Genomic DNA, 14,645 nt, shown 5'->3' with positions numbered 1-14,645 from the left:
ATGGGGTACCGGGCGGCATTCAAGATCTGGCGCGGCGACGGCGGTGGCGGTGAACTGCGTGACTACACCGTCGAGGTCAACGAGGGCGAGGTCGTCCTCGACATCGTCCACCGACTGCAGGCGACCCAGGCTCCCGACCTGGCGGTGCGGTGGAACTGCAAGGCCGGCAAGTGCGGGTCCTGCTCGGCGGAGATCAACGGCCGTCCGCGGCTGCTGTGCATGACCCGGATGTCGGTCTTCGCCGAGGACGAGGTGGTCACCGTGACCCCGCTGCGCACGTTCCCGGTGGTCCGCGATCTGGTCACCGACGTGTCCTTCAACTACGAGAAGGCCCGGGAGATACCGGCGTTCGCGCCCCCGCCCGACCTGGCGCCGGGGGAGTACCGGATGCAGCAGATCGACGTGCAGCGGTCGCAGGAGTTCCGCAAGTGCATCGAGTGCTTCCTGTGCCAGAACGTCTGCCACGTGGTGCGCGACCACGAGGAGAACAAGGAGGCGTTCGCCGGTCCCCGGTACCTGATGCGGATCGCCGAACTCGAGATGCACCCGCTCGACGTGGCCGACCGGCGCACCGCCGCGCAGGAGGAGCACGGACTCGGGCTGTGCAACATCACCAAGTGCTGCACCGAGGTGTGCCCGGAGAACATCCACATCACCGACAACGCGCTGATCCCGATGAAGGAACGCGTCGTCGACCGTCGGTACGACCCGATCGTCTGGCTCGGCAACAAGCTGTTCCGGCGCTGACCCCACCCGCTCGGCCCACCGGTAGCAGGCCACCGCGCGGCCGACCCCCGTCCGTCCTGGTGGCCGAATGTCACATGCGTTCAGGTGGGTTGCACCGGTGTGACATTCGGCCGCGACGCAGCGGGATCGCCCTCGCGCAGGCGGCTGCGGATGCCGTCGACGAACAGGGTCAGGCCGAAGTCGAACCGCACGGACGGATCCCCGTCGAGCAGGTCGACGTCCGAGCCGGCCGCTGTCTCGGTGGACACGTCGGGGGAGACGGGCTTGCGGGTCAGCGCCCCGAGTTCGGCGAGCTGCAGACGGGACTGCTCGTCGACGGTGTGGCCGAGGACGTAGTGCAGCAGCGCGTACCCGGCGAGCTCGGCGTGGGCGCGGGACAACCGCGCCCGCAGGCCCGCTGCGACGAACGCCTCCCGCACGCGCGACGTGGTCAGCCGCGACGCGTAGGTCGCGGCGACGAGTTCCGCGCCGTCGCGGTGGGCGAGCAGTGCGGCGCGGAAGCGGTGCGCGAGTTCGGTGAGTGCGCCGTCCCAGGCGGGGGCGGTGGACGGGGCGTCGACGCCGTCGAGGATGCGGTCGGCCATCGCGCCGAGCAGGGTCTGCTTGTTGGGGAAGTGCCAGTACAGGGCCCCGGGCTGGACGCCGAGCGACGTGGCGAGCTTGCGCATCGTCAGGTCGCCGAGACCGTACTCGTCGAGGATCGTCATCGCGCCGTCGAGGACGTCGCCGCGTCGCAACTGCACCGTTCGCTCCCGTCGTACCTGGTTCCCGACCATCCGTCGCGTTGACAGTAGACCACCGCCACCCTAGCCTGAACAGCGTTCAAGTGAACGGTGTTCAAGTTCGCCGTAACCCGCACCCTCCAGGAGACGACCGTGACCCAGGCCCCCGCCCGTGCCGACATCCTCACCCTCGCCCGCGAACAGGTGCTGGGGCGTGGCGAGGGACTCGACCGTGAGCAGGTCCTCGAGGTGCTGCAGCTGCCCGACGAGCGGCTCGAGGATCTTCTCGGCCTCGCCCACGAGGTCCGCATGACCTGGTGCGGCCCCGAGGTCGAGGTCGAGGGCATCATCAGTCTCAAGACCGGCGGCTGCCCCGAGGACTGCCACTTCTGCTCCCAGTCGGGGCTGTTCGCCTCCCCGGTCCGCTCGGCATGGCTCGACATCCCCAGCCTCGTCGAGGCCGCCAAGCAGACCGCCAAGACCGGTGCCACCGAGTTCTGCATCGTCGCCGCCGTCCGGGGGCCCGACGCGCGGCTCATGGCCCAGGTCGCCGCCGGGGTCGTAGCGATCCGCAACGAGGTCGATATCCAGGTGGCCTGCTCGCTCGGCATGCTCACCCAGGAGCAGGTCGACCAGCTCGCCGCGATGGGAGTGCACCGCTACAACCACAACCTCGAGACCGCCCGCTCCTTCTTCCCGCAGGTCGTCACCACCCACAGCTGGGAGGAGCGGTGGGAGACCCTGCGGATGGTCCGCGAGGCCGGCATGGAGGTGTGCTGCGGCGGCATCCTCGGCATGGGGGAGACCCTCGAACAGCGTGCCGAATTCGCCGCCGACCTGGCCGCGCTCGAGCCCGACGAGGTGCCGCTGAACTTCCTCAACCCGCGCCCGGGCACCCCGTTCGGGGATCTGGAGGTCCTGCCGGCGGCGGAGGCGCTCAAGGCCGTTGCCGCGTTCCGGCTCGCGTTGCCGCGCACGATCCTGCGCTTCGCCGGCGGCCGCGAGATCACCCTCGGCGACCTCGGCGCCAAGCAGGGCATCCTCGGCGGCATCAATGCCGTCATCGTCGGCAACTACCTCACCACCCTCGGCCGGCCGGCCGAGTCCGACATCGACCTGCTCGGCGAGCTGAAGATGCCGATCAAGGCGCTCGGCGAGACCCTCTAGGAGGCCGGCGTGTTCAACCCGTTCACCGGCCGGCCCGTCGACGAGAACGCCCCGGTCCCGGCCGCGGCCCGGCTCGGTCTCGAGCCGCCCCGGTTCTGCGAGCAGTGCGGGCGCCGGATGATCGTGCAGGTCGCCCCCGACGGCTGGTGGGCCCGGTGCTCCCGGCACGGGACGCTCGACTCGAGCCTGACGGAACGTCGCTGAGCGTGGCCGCGCCCGCCGACCGTGGCGGGTGCGGCCGGGGAGGGACCGCCGCGCCCGGGGGCCCGCGCGGACAGGCGGCCGGAGATGCGACACAATCAGCGCGACGTCCCCTCCGGAAGGATCAACGTGTCGGTGCAGTCCGTGCGGCGCAAGAAGATCGCCATCGCCTGTCAGGGGGGAGGTACGCACGTCGCCTTCACCTGGGGTGCGCTCACCTCGATTCTGCGGGCCAAGCAGCGATGGGACGCCGACGGCGGCACCTCCTTCGATCTGGTCTCGCTCAGCGGCACGTCCGCCGGCGCGTTGTGCGCGCTTGCGACCTGGTACGGCCTGGCCCCCAACGGATCCGACCCGGACTGCGGCACCGTCGACAAGGCCGTCGAACGACTCGACCACCTGTGGACCGTGTTCGCGGCGACCAACCCCGCCGAGACGCTGCACAACCTGGCCGGGCAGGTGCTGCTGCGCTGGAAGGCCGCGGGCGTGGCCCTCCCCGAATCGAGTCCGTACGCCGCGGCGGGCCGCCTCGGGCTGCTCGGCCTGGGATCGGTGGGTGCCCGCCCGGAGTACCTCGGATTCCAGGGCCTGCTCGCCTCGCTCTGCCCGGACTTCGACTCGGTCGATTGGAAGCTCCTCGCCCAGAACAATGTCCGGGTCATCGCCGGCGCGATCGAGGTGCTCAGCGGCAACTTCGAGACCTTCGACTCGGACAAGACCCTGGAGGAACTGGGGCTCAAGCCCCCGCCGGAGCGCGACCAGTACGGCGCGACGCGGTGGCGGATGCGCCGCGCCCTGTCGCTCGACGGGGTGGCGGCGTCGGGCACGCTGCCCGAGCTGCTGCCCGCACAACCGATCGAGAACCTCGAGTTCCCCACTGCGGACGAAGGCACCACCATCCGGCGCACCGGCTACTACTGGGACGGCCTGTATTCGCAGAACCCGCCGGTGCGGGACCTGCTGGACACCGAGACCTGCGACGACAAGCCCGACGAGATCTGGGTGGTGCGGATCAACCCGCAGGAGTACTCGCCGACCTCGTTGCGCGTCGGTCTCGAGGAGATCCGCGACCGGGAGAACGATCTGGCCGGCAACCTGTCGCTGAACCAGGAACTCGACCACATCCTCACCGTCAACCGGTGGATCGACAAGTACGGCAACGACGCCCCGCCCCTGACGGACCGCAAGACCGTCGTGGTCCGCACGATCAAGATGAGCCGGGACTCGGCGTGGACGCTGGACCACGCCTCGAAACTCGACCGGAGTCCGCGGCACCTGGCGGCGTTGCGGGCCGAGGGCACGGAACTCACCGAGCGGTGGCTGGCCGACTGGCGCGCGGCCGGCGACGGCTTCCCCCGGTACCCGGCCGACGCCCGGTATACGTAAGGCCGGCATGTGCCGGACCTCGCTGTAGGTTTTCGCGGAACTTGTCATCTATGGGCGGCCGGTCGGTGCCACAGCGGTGTGAACCAGGCGCTGCCGGAGTGCTGTGATCCTGCCTGCGTGGATCCTGCCTGCCCGCCCGTGGTGGCGTCACGTTCAGGACACGCCGCGCCCCGGTTCGTCCGGCGAAATCGCGTGTGCTGCTTCTGGGCTGTGCGTGCGTGTCGGAGGTCACGCCACTTCCCACCCTCCAGGAACGAGGTCGTCACGATGGTCCACCGCTTCTCCGGCAACCGATTCCGTCCGAATGTCGTCCGGGGCACCGCGCTCACCGCAGCCGTGGCGCTGAGCGTGCTCGTCGGCCCGGGCGCCGCCACCGCCGCCGTCGACAACGCCCGCGTGCTGCCCCTCGCGGACGGCAACGCGATCGAGGTGTTGCAGGCCGACACCTCCATCCAGGGCGTTCTCCCGCTCGACAGCTCCCCGCTCAGTGTCGAGTTCTTCCACGACGGTTCCGCCACCGTGAACATCACCGGGCCCGGTGCCGCCGACTACACCGGCACCAAGCTCACCCTCGGATATCAGATCGGCTACCCGGTCGCGGTGCCCGGTGCGGTGGTGCACATCTTCACCCCCAGCCTGGACTGGGAGGTCGGCAACGAGGTGGGCGTCAACGTCGAACTGGCACCCGAATTCGCGCTGGGCCTCGACGCGAGCACCGGCGCGACGATCGGCGGCTCGATCATTCCCGAGCAGGAGATCGAGGTCGAACTCGCCCCCGGCGGCATCACCGAGGTCGCCATCGTCGAGGATCACGAGTTCGACGGGGATTCGGTCACCGTCCGGATCGCCGGCGTACACGGCTCGGTCTCCGGTGCCGTCGGGCCGGTGACGGTCCGGCCGTTCGCCCGCGCGATCACCGCCAACAACGACACCGTGGTCACCTACGGCGTCCCGCAGCGCCTCAACTGACGGACTCCGTCGGTGGTGGCCCTGGATCCCAGCGGGTCACCACCGACGGAGGCGGAGGCGATGCTCATCGGCGTGTGACCGAGCGTTGACGTCGATCTTCTACCGTGCACTGCCGTGGCGATGACGCTGATCGACGACACCTACCGGATTCTCGATGTCGCCCCTGAGGGGGACGCGGTCCGCATCCGCCCGGACGACTCTCAGGCCTTCGAGCGGGCCCACTTGCGGGCACCCGCTGCCGGCCGAAGCCGCCGTCTGCCGCCGGAGCCCCCAACGGCCGGCGACGGCGCCGAACATCTCGGTGAACGCGAGGCGCGCGCCTGCGATTCTTCGCCGAGCCCCGAACCGGCTCGGCCGGCTCGCCGCAGCCCTGTGCCACCGCGACGAGCGGCTCCGCGGATTCGGCGCGGTTGCCGGCACCGACCTCCTCGAGGTAGCTCACTACGCGCTCGCCGCCACCGTCCACTCGGCTGGGCCGTCCTGCAGTTGCCGATACCGAAGCAGAGAACCACACCGTCAGCCCGGCGGGCGCAGGGCGGCGAACTCGTCGGTGACGCGCAGGCGCGACTCGGTGAAGCGGAACAGTGCCGGGGGACGGCCGCCGGCACGCCCCGGCGGGGCGGTGGTGCCGGTGGGGGTCAGGACGTCGCGGCGCTTGAGCACGCGCTGCAGGTTCGTGGCATCCACCTGGTATCCGAGTGCCGCGCAATAGATCTCACGTAGCGTGGACATGGCGAACTCGGCGGGGGCCAGCCCGAAGGCGATGTTGGTGTACGAGAGCTTGGCGGCCAGGCGGGTGCGTGCGTTCTCGACCATGACCCCGTGGTCGAAGGACATCGCCGGCAGGTCCGACACGGGATGCCAGGCGGTGTCCTCGGGCAGGTGGGGATCGGAGGTGATCGGCACCAGCCCGAGGTAGGTCGAGGCGATCGTGCGCGGTCCCGGCACCCGGTGCGGATCGGAGAACACCGAGAGCTGCTCGAGGTGCGCCACCTCGCGCACGTCGACCTTCTCGGCGAGCTGGCGACGGGCGGAGGTGGTGAGGTCCTCGTCGTCGCGGAGGCGGCCGCCGGGCAGCGACCAGGTGCCCGCCTCCGGGTCGAGGGCGCGCTGCCACAACAGCACCCCGAGCTCGGTCTTCGTGCCGCCCTGGGTGTCCGGAAATCGGCGAACCTGGAACACGACGATGAGCACTTCGTGAAGGGTGCTACCATGTGTCATGTTTTCGATCCTAAGTCGAAAACCCCCGAATACGGAAATCCGGGCAAAGCCCGCCCGGTGCACGGCGAAGGAGCAGGCCATGACCACTACGACGTGGGCGGGCGCGCACACCCCGATCCAGGACGGACCCGGCGGCTACACCGGCGTCGAGGCGACCCCGGAGTGGGCCGAGGAGATCCGGCGACTGGCGCGCGAACGCAACGCCACGCTGCTGGCGCACAACTACCAGCTGCCCGCCATCCAGGACGTCGCCGATCACGTCGGCGACTCCCTCGCCCTCTCGCGCATCGCCGCCGAGGCCGAGGAGGACACCATCGTCTTCTGCGGCGTGCACTTCATGGCGGAGACCGCGAAGATCCTCAGCCCCGCCAAGACGGTCCTCATCCCGGACGAGCGGGCCGGGTGCTCGCTCGCCGACTCGATCACCGCCGACCAGCTGCGCGAATGGAAGGCCGACCACCCCGACGCGGTCGTCGTCTCGTACGTCAACACCACCGCCGAGGTCAAGGGCCTGACCGACATCTGCTGCACCTCCTCGAACGCGGTCGACGTCGTCGCCTCCATCGACCGCGACCGCGAGGTGCTGTTCCTGCCCGACCAGTTCCTCGGCGCCCACGTCAAGCGCGTGACCGGCCGGCAGAACATGCACATCTGGGCGGGCGAGTGCCACGTGCACGCCGGGATCAACGGCGACGAGCTCGCCGCCAAGTCCAAGGCGCACCCCGACGCCGAGCTGTTCGTCCACCCCGAGTGCGGCTGCGCCACCTCCGCGCTGTACCTCGCCGGTGAGGGCTTCGTCGCCGACGACAAGGTCAAGATCCTGTCCACCGGCGGCATGCTCGACGCGGCCCGCGCCACCGGCGCCAAGCAGGTCCTCGTCGCCACCGAGGTGGGGATGCTGCACCAGCTGCGCAAGGCGGCGCCCGGCGTGGACTTCCAGGCCGTCAACGACCGCGCGTCCTGCCCCTACATGAAGATGATCACTCCGGCCGCGCTGCTGCGCTGCCTGCAGGAGGGCAAGGACGAGGTCCACGTCGACCCGGCCGTCGCCGAGCGGGCCCGGCAGTCGGTGCAGCGGATGATCGCGATCGGCAACCCCGGCGGCGGGGAGTGACGATGTCCTCCGGCGTCGGCGCGGGTCGAGCGGAGCGGCGGGACACGATCCGCTGGGAAGCCCGCGCCGACCTCGTGGTGGTCGGGGGCGGCGTGGCCGGCCTCACCGCCGCCCGCGCCGCGTCCCGGCGCGGACTGCGGGTGCTGACCGTCAGCAAGGGCGGCCCCACCGACACCGCCACCCAGTACGCGCAGGGCGGCATCGCCGTCGTCGCCCCGGGGCCGGCGGATTCCGTCGACTCCCACGTCGCCGACACCTGCGCCGCCGGCGCCGGCCTGTGCGACGAGACGGCCGTGCGGTCCATCGTCTCCGGCGGGCAGGACGCCGTCGCGGCCCTCACCGACCTGGGAGCCGTGTTCGACCGCGGCCGTGACGGCGGCATCGCCCGCACCCGCGAGGGCGGCCACAGCACCCGCCGCATCATCCACGCCGGCGGCGACGCCACCGGTGCCGAGATCCAGCGTGCCCTGGGCGCGGCCGGACTGCCGGTGCTCTTCGGTGCCGCCGCCGCCCGCGTCCTCACCGACACGCGCGGCGTCACCGGCCTGCTCGTCCTCGACGACCGGGGCCTCGGTGTCGTCCACACCCCGGCCGTGCTGCTGGCCACCGGCGGCCTCGGGCAGCTGTACGCGTGCAGCACCAACCCGCCCGGCGCCACCGCCGACGGTATCGCGCTGGCCCTGCACGCCGGTGCCGCCGTCGCCGACCTCGAGTTCGTCCAGTTCCACCCGACCGTGCTGTTCGCGGCCGGATCCGTCGGCCGCCGCCCGCTCGTCAGCGAGGCCGTGCGCGGCGAGGGTGCCCGCCTCGTGGACAGTGCCGGCCGCCCGGTCACCGCCGGGGTGCACCCCCTCGGCGACCTCGCGCCGCGCGACGTCGTCTCCCGTGCCATCGCCACCCGGCTCGCCGAGCTCGGCGACGACCACGTTCTGCTCGACGCCCGGCACCTGGACGGGTTCGCGCGGCGCTTCCCGACCGTCACCGCCTCCCTGGCGCAGGTGGGCCTGGACCCGGCCCGCGACCTGATTCCCGTCGCTCCGGCCGCGCACTACTCGTGCGGCGGGGTCGTCACCGACGTGTGCGGCCGCACCGGTGTGCCCGGGCTGTACGCGGCGGGCGAGGTCGCCCGCACCGGCCTGCACGGCGGCAACCGGCTCGCCTCCAACAGCCTGCTCGAGGGCCTCGTCGTCGGCGAGCGCGCCGGTCTGGCCGCGGCCGAGGAGCGCGGGGGGCTGCGCGTCGAGACCGCCGACGCCGACCTGCCCGTCCGGCCCCGCGCGGACCGGGCGGCGTTGCAGCAGCTGATGACCCGGCACGCCTCCGTCGTCCGCGACGCCGCCGGGCTCGCCGTCGCCGGGGCGGGCCTCACCGCCGCCCCGACCGGCCGGTGCACCGACGCGGCGGCGCTCGAGGACGCCGCGCTCACCGTCGCGGCCCGGGCCCTGACCCTCGCGGCCGGCGCCCGCACCGAGAGCCGCGGGTGCCACACCCGCGACGACCATCCCGAATCCGACCCCGCGCAGCGTCGCAGCCTCGAGACGCGTCTCGACGCCGACGGCGAGATCACGCTGCGCACACCACAACTCACAGGAGCACACTGAATGGCCAGCACCGAGCTGCCCGCCGGACTCGATCGGGACGAGACGCTCGCGCTGGTGCGCGTCGCCCTCGACGAGGACCTGCGCTACGGCCCGGATGTGACCACCGCCGCCACGGTGCCGGCCGACGCCGTGGCCACGGCGTCGGTGGTGCCGCGCAGCCCCGGCACCGTCGCCGGGATCGACATCGGTCTGCTGGTGCTCGACGAGGTCCTCGGTGCCGGCGACTACGAGGTGCTCGACCGGGCCGTCGACGGGCATCGCGCCGCGGCGGGGGAGGCGGTGCTCACGGTGCAGGCCCCCACCCGGGGCCTGCTCACCGCCGAGCGCACCATGCTGAACCTGATGTGCCACCTGTCCGGGATCGCCACCGCCACCGCGCAGTGGGTCGACGCCGTCGCCGGCACCGACGCGAAGATCCGCGACAGCCGCAAGACGCTGCCGGGCCTGCGGGCGCTGCAGAAGTACGCGGTGCGGGTCGGCGGCGGTGTCAACCACCGGATGGGTCTCGGCGACGCCGCGCTGATCAAGGACAACCACGTCGTCGCCGCCGGTTCGGTGGTCGCGGCGCTGCGGGCCGTGCGGGCCCAGGCCCCCGACCTCGAGTGCGAGGTGGAGGTCGACAGCCTCGAGCAGTTCGACGAGGTGCTCGCCGAGAACGTCGAGCTGATCCTGCTCGACAATTTCCCGCTGTGGCAGACGCAGATCGCGGTCCAACGGCGCAACACGCACGCGCCGCAGACCCGCCTCGAGTCCTCCGGGGGCCTGACCCTCGACGTGGCCGCGGACTACGCCCGCACCGGGGTCGACTACCTCGCCGTCGGCGCGTTGACCCACTCGGTGACCGTCCTCGACCTCGGTCTCGACATGTGACGCCACGCCGGGGCCGCGCTTGGCACCGGCCGCATCGATCGCGTACAACTGGCTACGTATCCGCCGCCGTGAGGCACCTCACGGCGGCGGCGCGCGTCCGGCGGGTCACAGGGGGTCCGCCACTAACCAGTTCCCCGTCGCCGGGGAACGGAGAGACCTCGCATGCGTTTGCCGATGTCCCCGATCGACTCGATGTTCCTGCTCGGCGAGTCGCGCGAGCATCCCATGCACGTCGGGGGGCTGATCCTGCTGCAGCCGCCGCCGGGCGGCGACGCCCGTTCCCTGCGCGCGCTGTTCGACGCGGCCCTCGCCGGTGACGACGTCGCGCCCCTGTGGCGCCGGCGCGCGGTCCGTTCCCTCGCCACCCTGGGGATGTGGGCGTGGGAGGACGACCCGCACTTCGACCTCGAACACCACGTCCGTCGCGACGCCCTGCCACGCCCCGGGGGCATCGCCGAACTGCGCGCCCTGGTGTCGCGGCTGCACAGCACCCTCCTCGACCGCAGCCGGCCGCTGTGGGAGATGCACCTGATCGAGGGCCTCGCCGACGGGCGGTACGCGATCTACACGAAGATCCACCACGCCCTCGCCGACGGTGTCGGCGCGATGCGGCTGCTGCACCGGGCCCTGAGCTCCGACGCGGACCGCACCGACATGCCGGCGCCCTGGGCGCGCTTCCCGTCCGCCGACCCGCCGCACTCCGCGGTCGGGACCGCGCTCGACCTGCCGAGCATGACCGTGCGGGCCGTGCGCGGCGTCGTCGACGAGGCCGCCGGGATGGTGCCCGCGCTGGTGGGGACCGTGGACCGGGCCCTGCGGGGCCGCGGCGGCGCGGTGTCGCTCACGGCGCCGCGCACGATGCTCAACGTGTCCATCGCCGGTGGCCGCCGCTTCGCCGCGCACGACTGGTCGCTGACGCGGCTGCGGCGCGTCGCCGAGGCCGCCGGCGCCACCGTCAACGATGTCGTCCTCGCGATGTCCGCGGGAGCGCTGCGCGCCTATCTGCTCGACCACGAGGCCCTGCCCGACGATCCGCTCGTCGCGATGGTGCCGGTGTCGCTGCGTCGCGGGAAGACCACCGAGGGCGGCAACGACGTGGGCGTGCTGATGTGCCCGCTCGCCACCCACGTCGACGATTCGGCGGCCCGCCTGGCCGCCATCCGGGACGCGATGGTCGACGGCAAGGAGTCCATGCGGGGCCGGTCCCAGACCGCGCTGCTGGCCACGAGCGCTCTCGGCATGGCTCCGCTCGCGGTCGGGGTGCTCACCGGCAACCGGGCCGTGGTGCGGCCGCCGTTCAACGTGATCGTCTCCAACGTGCCGGGCCCGGTCGAGCCGCTGTACTGGAACGGCGCCCGCGTCGACGCCCTGTACCCGCTGTCGGTGCCGGTCGACGGGCAGGCCCTGAACATCACCTGCACCAGCACCGACGACCGGATCGCGTTCGGGCTCACCTCGTGCAGCCGCAGCGTCCCGCAGCTCGATCGCCTGATCGCGCACCTCGACGACGAGCTCGCCGCGCTCGAACGCACCGTCGGGGTGGCGGGCGCCGACGGCGATCGGTGAGGCTAGGCTCGCCGGCGTGACTTCCTTCGACGCCGCCGTCGTCGCGGCCGTGACCGGGCACATGAACGACGACCACGCCGACGACAACCTGCTCGTGGTCCGCGCGTTCGCGGAACCCACGGCGGGCGCCGCCCGCATGACCGGCGTGCACACCGAGTTCGGCGAGTGGGTCGTCGAGGTCGGCGGCATCGAGACGACGGTGCGGGTGCCGTGGCTCGAGCCCGTCTCCGACCGGGCGGGGATCCGCACCGCGGTGGTCGCCCTGTATCACGCCGCGTGCGAGCGGCTCGGGGTGGCGCCGCGGCCGCACTGACCGGCCGTTATGCCGCGGTGGCCGCGCGGCGCACGGTGGCCAGGAACGCGGCGGCCGTGAAGAACAGCCCGGAGAACACCCGGCCCGTGATGCGCTGCTGGCGCGGCGAGCGCATCAGCGTCAGCACCCGCGCCGCCAGGCCCGTGTAGCCGGTCATGACGATCATGTCGACGGTCACCATCGTCGCCGCGATGATCAGGTACTGCCGCAGCAGCGGGGCTGCGGGATCGAGGAACTGCGGCAGCACGGCAAGCATGAACACCACCGCCTTGGGGTTGCTCGCGTTGACCAGGAACCCGCGCGCCACCAGCGCCGGCGCCGAGCCGAGTCCCGGCGCCGCGCCGGGGTCGACCTCGGTGGGGCGAGTGCGCCACTGGCGCACCCCCAGGTACACGAGGTAGGCCACGCCGAACCACTTGATCACCGTGAATGCCGCCGCGGACCCGGCGAGGACCGCGCCGACGCCGGCGGCGACCACCACGATCTGCAGCAGCAGGCCGAACTGCAGCCCGACGATGTTCCACCAGCCGCGCCGCAGTCCGTGGGCGAGGCCCGAGGACATGGACGCGATCGCGCCGGCGCCGGGGGAGAGGCTGATCACCCAGGCGGCGCCGAGCAGGGCCACCCACGTCTGCCAGGTCATCGGGCGATTCTACGACCGGGCCGGGCCGGTCAGCCCGGCACCGGCACCGGCCACGGCTCACCGGTGACGGCCCGGTAGGCGTCGACCCCGTCGGTGGGACGGCGCGTCAGGTTCGGATCCGTGCGCACGTCGACGGTATACAGGCCGAAACGTGGTGTGTAGCTTCCCCATTCGTAGTTGTCGGTGATCGACCAGTAGTTGTACCCGAAGACGGGGGCGCCGTCGGCCGCGGCGCGGCGCATCCGGTCGACGTGCTCGCGCAGGTGTCGCGCCCGGGTCCAGCCGTCGGCGCGGGGCGCCCCGTCGGCGGTGGGCATTCCGTTCTCCACGACGTACAGCGGCAGCCCCGGGAAACGGCGGGTGTAGTGCATCAGCGCCTCGTACATCCCGTCGGGATGCGGGACGATCGAGGCGAAGTCGTCGGTGAGCGCGTGGATCGCGCTCGGGTTGGCGAGGGTGGCTCCGTAGTAGTAGTCGAGCCCGAGGAAGTCGAGGGTGTCGCGGACCCGGTCGACGAACAGGGCGTCGAGTCCGGTCTGCACCCCGGGGATGTACGCGGCGTTGGACGTCACGCGCGCGCCCGGGTCCAGTTCGTGGATCCGGGCGTAGATCGAGCGGTGCGCGGCGACCAGGGCGTCGAACATGCGGGGGACGTCGGCAGCGTCGATCCCGCCGAAGGCGAGTTCCTTCTGGACGTAGATCGTCGGTTCGTTGATCGTCACCCACATCGCGCCCAGCCCGGCGTACCGGGCGACGACCTGCTCGGCGTTGGCGAGCCATGCCCCGACCGTGGCGGGATCGCGCCAACCGCCGCGGTCGGCGATCCACCCGGGGTACACCCAGTGGTCGAGGGTGATCATCGGGATCATGCCGTGCCCGCGCACCGTCGCGACGACGTCGTCGTAGTAGCGCAGTTCGGCCTCGTCCCAGCCGTGCGGGGTGGGCTGGATGCGGGACCATTCGACCGAGAACCGGAACACGTCCACCCCGAGGTCCGCGGCCGCGGCGATGTCCTCCCGGTAGCGGTGACGGAAATCCACCGAGGTGCCGACGAGTTCGTGGGTGCGGCCCGACGCGGCGTACCTGGTCCAGTTGCTGTCCGGCGGGGAGCCTTCGGATTGGAAGCCGGAACTCGACACGCCCCACAGGAACCCGTCTCCCGCGGCGTGGGCGGGCGGGGAGGACCCCGCCGCGGCGGCGGCCGCGAGGGCGGCCGTCAGCACCACGGCGGCAGCAGCCCTCCGTACCGCCGCGACGGCGGTCCTCATCGGGAGTGCGCGGCGATCCCGGCCGCAAGCCGAGGCCACAGCTCGGTGAGGGCGCGCCGGCCGACGAACAAGCCGAGGTGGCCGGCGTCGACGTCGTGCACCGTGATGTCGCCGGCGGGTGTGCTGACGTGGTCGGCGAGGGCGAGGACCTGTCCCGGTGGCACCACGAGGTCGTGCCGGCCGAGGACGATGTGCACGGGGCACTCGATCGCGGCCAGGTCCACCGGACCGGCCGCGGTGGTGACGGCCCCGGCGACGAGGTCGTTGCCGACGAACAGGTGCTCGAGGATCCACGTGCGGAATGCGGCGGGGATCTCCTGGCGCCAGAGGAACCACCGTCGTTCGTCGATCGCCTGTCCGAGGGTGTCGGGGTCGTTCAGCAGGCCCAGCAGTTCGAGGCTGCGCTGGACCTCGCTCACCGGGTCGGTGGGCAGCACCCCGAACAGCCGAGAGGCGTCGTACCACAGGTTCAGCACGGACGCGGACACCGAGCGTGGCACGTGTTCGAGGGCGCCGGCACCGGGACGGTCGGCGTGGAAGTCGATCGGGGCCCCCGCGACGGTGAGGCTGTGCACGGTCCGCGGATGCAGTGCGGCGTGCATCGCCGCGAGCCAGCCACCCTGGCTGCCGCCGACCAGGTTGACCCGTCCGCCGAGCAGTTCGACGGCCTCGGCGAGGACGGCGAGATGGTCGTCGAGGGAGGCGCCGTCGGTGACCGGGCCGGCGGGCGCCCAGTCCAGGCAGTACAGCCGCGACAACCCGCCGCTGCGCAGGGCGGAGACCTGGCTGCGGTCGGGGGAGAGGTCGACGATGCACGAGTGCGATCCGGACTGCGGCGGCAGCAGCAGGGTGGGGAC

15 protein-coding genes are annotated in these 14,645 nt (G+C 72.1%); 10 read left to right on the top strand and 5 right to left on the bottom strand.

The features are described from left to right. Complete coding sequence (locus G6039_RS22570; protein WP_006946166.1) at positions 1-747, top strand: succinate dehydrogenase/fumarate reductase iron-sulfur subunit; 747 nt, start codon at positions 1-3, stop codon at positions 745-747. An 80-nt stretch (positions 748-827) separates the two neighbouring features. On the opposite strand, the gene G6039_RS22565 is transcribed toward G6039_RS22570, so the two are convergent. Continuing rightward, positions 828-1,490 (bottom strand): TetR/AcrR family transcriptional regulator C-terminal domain-containing protein, encoded by a 663-nt coding sequence (locus G6039_RS22565; protein ID WP_043798930.1) that lies wholly within the window; start codon positions 1,488-1,490, stop codon positions 828-830. Between the two features lie 132 nt (positions 1,491-1,622). Here G6039_RS22565 and bioB point away from each other — a divergent pair, with 132 nt between their 5' ends. The 4 genes from bioB (at position 1,623) to G6039_RS22545 (ending at position 5,192) form a co-directional block, all read left to right on the top strand. Continuing rightward, entirely contained in the window at positions 1,623-2,636 is a 1,014-nt protein-coding gene (gene bioB / locus G6039_RS22560; protein WP_043798956.1) for a biotin synthase BioB, read from the top strand. A 9-nt stretch (positions 2,637-2,645) separates the two neighbouring features. Beyond that, entirely contained in the window at positions 2,646-2,840 is a 195-nt protein-coding gene (gene bsaP / locus G6039_RS22555) for a biotin synthase auxiliary protein BsaP (protein ID WP_006941314.1), read from the top strand. Positions 2,841-2,966: 126 nt separating this feature from the next. Then, positions 2,967-4,223 (top strand): patatin-like phospholipase family protein, encoded by a 1,257-nt coding sequence (locus G6039_RS22550; RefSeq protein ID WP_043798931.1) that lies wholly within the window; start codon positions 2,967-2,969, stop codon positions 4,221-4,223. A gap of 267 nt (positions 4,224-4,490) precedes the next feature. Continuing rightward, entirely contained in the window at positions 4,491-5,192 is a 702-nt protein-coding gene (locus tag G6039_RS22545) for an MspA family porin (protein ID WP_006941310.1), read from the top strand. Positions 5,193-5,708: 516 nt separating this feature from the next. Here the strand turns inward: G6039_RS22545 and G6039_RS22540 are convergent. Next, positions 5,709-6,413, bottom strand: a complete 705-nt coding sequence (locus G6039_RS22540) for an NUDIX hydrolase (RefSeq protein ID WP_006941309.1) — start codon at positions 6,411-6,413, stop codon at positions 5,709-5,711. Positions 6,414-6,492: 79 nt separating this feature from the next. Between G6039_RS22540 and nadA the strand changes: the two genes are divergently transcribed. From nadA to G6039_RS22515, 5 genes are all read left to right on the top strand, one after another. Beyond that, positions 6,493-7,527, top strand: a complete 1,035-nt coding sequence (gene nadA / locus G6039_RS22535; RefSeq protein WP_006941304.1) for a quinolinate synthase NadA — start codon at positions 6,493-6,495, stop codon at positions 7,525-7,527. 2 nt (positions 7,528-7,529) lie between these two features. Further along, positions 7,530-9,128, top strand: coding sequence for an L-aspartate oxidase (locus G6039_RS22530; RefSeq protein ID WP_006941302.1), 1,599 nt, complete (start codon positions 7,530-7,532; stop codon positions 9,126-9,128). Continuing rightward, a complete protein-coding gene (gene nadC / locus G6039_RS22525) occupies positions 9,129-9,998 on the top strand; it encodes a carboxylating nicotinate-nucleotide diphosphorylase (protein WP_006941300.1) in 870 nt (289 codons plus the stop codon). Between the two features lie 162 nt (positions 9,999-10,160). After that, positions 10,161-11,564: a WS/DGAT/MGAT family O-acyltransferase gene (locus tag G6039_RS22520; protein ID WP_006941291.1), complete on the top strand. Its 1,404-nt coding sequence runs from the start codon at positions 10,161-10,163 to the stop codon at positions 11,562-11,564. Positions 11,565-11,580: 16 nt separating this feature from the next. Next, positions 11,581-11,877 (top strand): DUF2470 domain-containing protein, encoded by a 297-nt coding sequence (locus G6039_RS22515; protein WP_006941289.1) that lies wholly within the window; start codon positions 11,581-11,583, stop codon positions 11,875-11,877. 7 nt (positions 11,878-11,884) lie between these two features. Here the strand turns inward: G6039_RS22515 and G6039_RS22510 are convergent, their stop codons facing one another. The 3 genes from G6039_RS22510 to G6039_RS22500 all read right to left on the bottom strand — a co-directional run. Next, positions 11,885-12,520, bottom strand: coding sequence for a LysE family transporter (locus tag G6039_RS22510; protein WP_006941286.1), 636 nt, complete (start codon positions 12,518-12,520; stop codon positions 11,885-11,887). Between the two features lie 29 nt (positions 12,521-12,549). Next, positions 12,550-13,788: a glycoside hydrolase family 1 protein gene (locus G6039_RS22505; RefSeq protein ID WP_029544092.1), complete on the bottom strand. Its 1,239-nt coding sequence runs from the start codon at positions 13,786-13,788 to the stop codon at positions 12,550-12,552. Continuing rightward, on the bottom strand, positions 13,785-14,645 hold an 861-nt coding region (locus G6039_RS22500), incomplete at its 5' end, for an alpha/beta fold hydrolase (protein WP_164528118.1). The genes G6039_RS22500 and G6039_RS22505, both read right to left, overlap by 4 nt.

The sequence above is a fragment of the Rhodococcus aetherivorans genome (assembly GCF_011058165.1).
GTDB classification, from domain to species: Bacteria; Actinomycetota; Actinomycetes; order Mycobacteriales; family Mycobacteriaceae; genus Rhodococcus; species Rhodococcus aetherivorans.
Note: the sequence above shows the minus strand (reverse complement) of the source record. Positions and strands in the feature narration are given on the sequence as shown.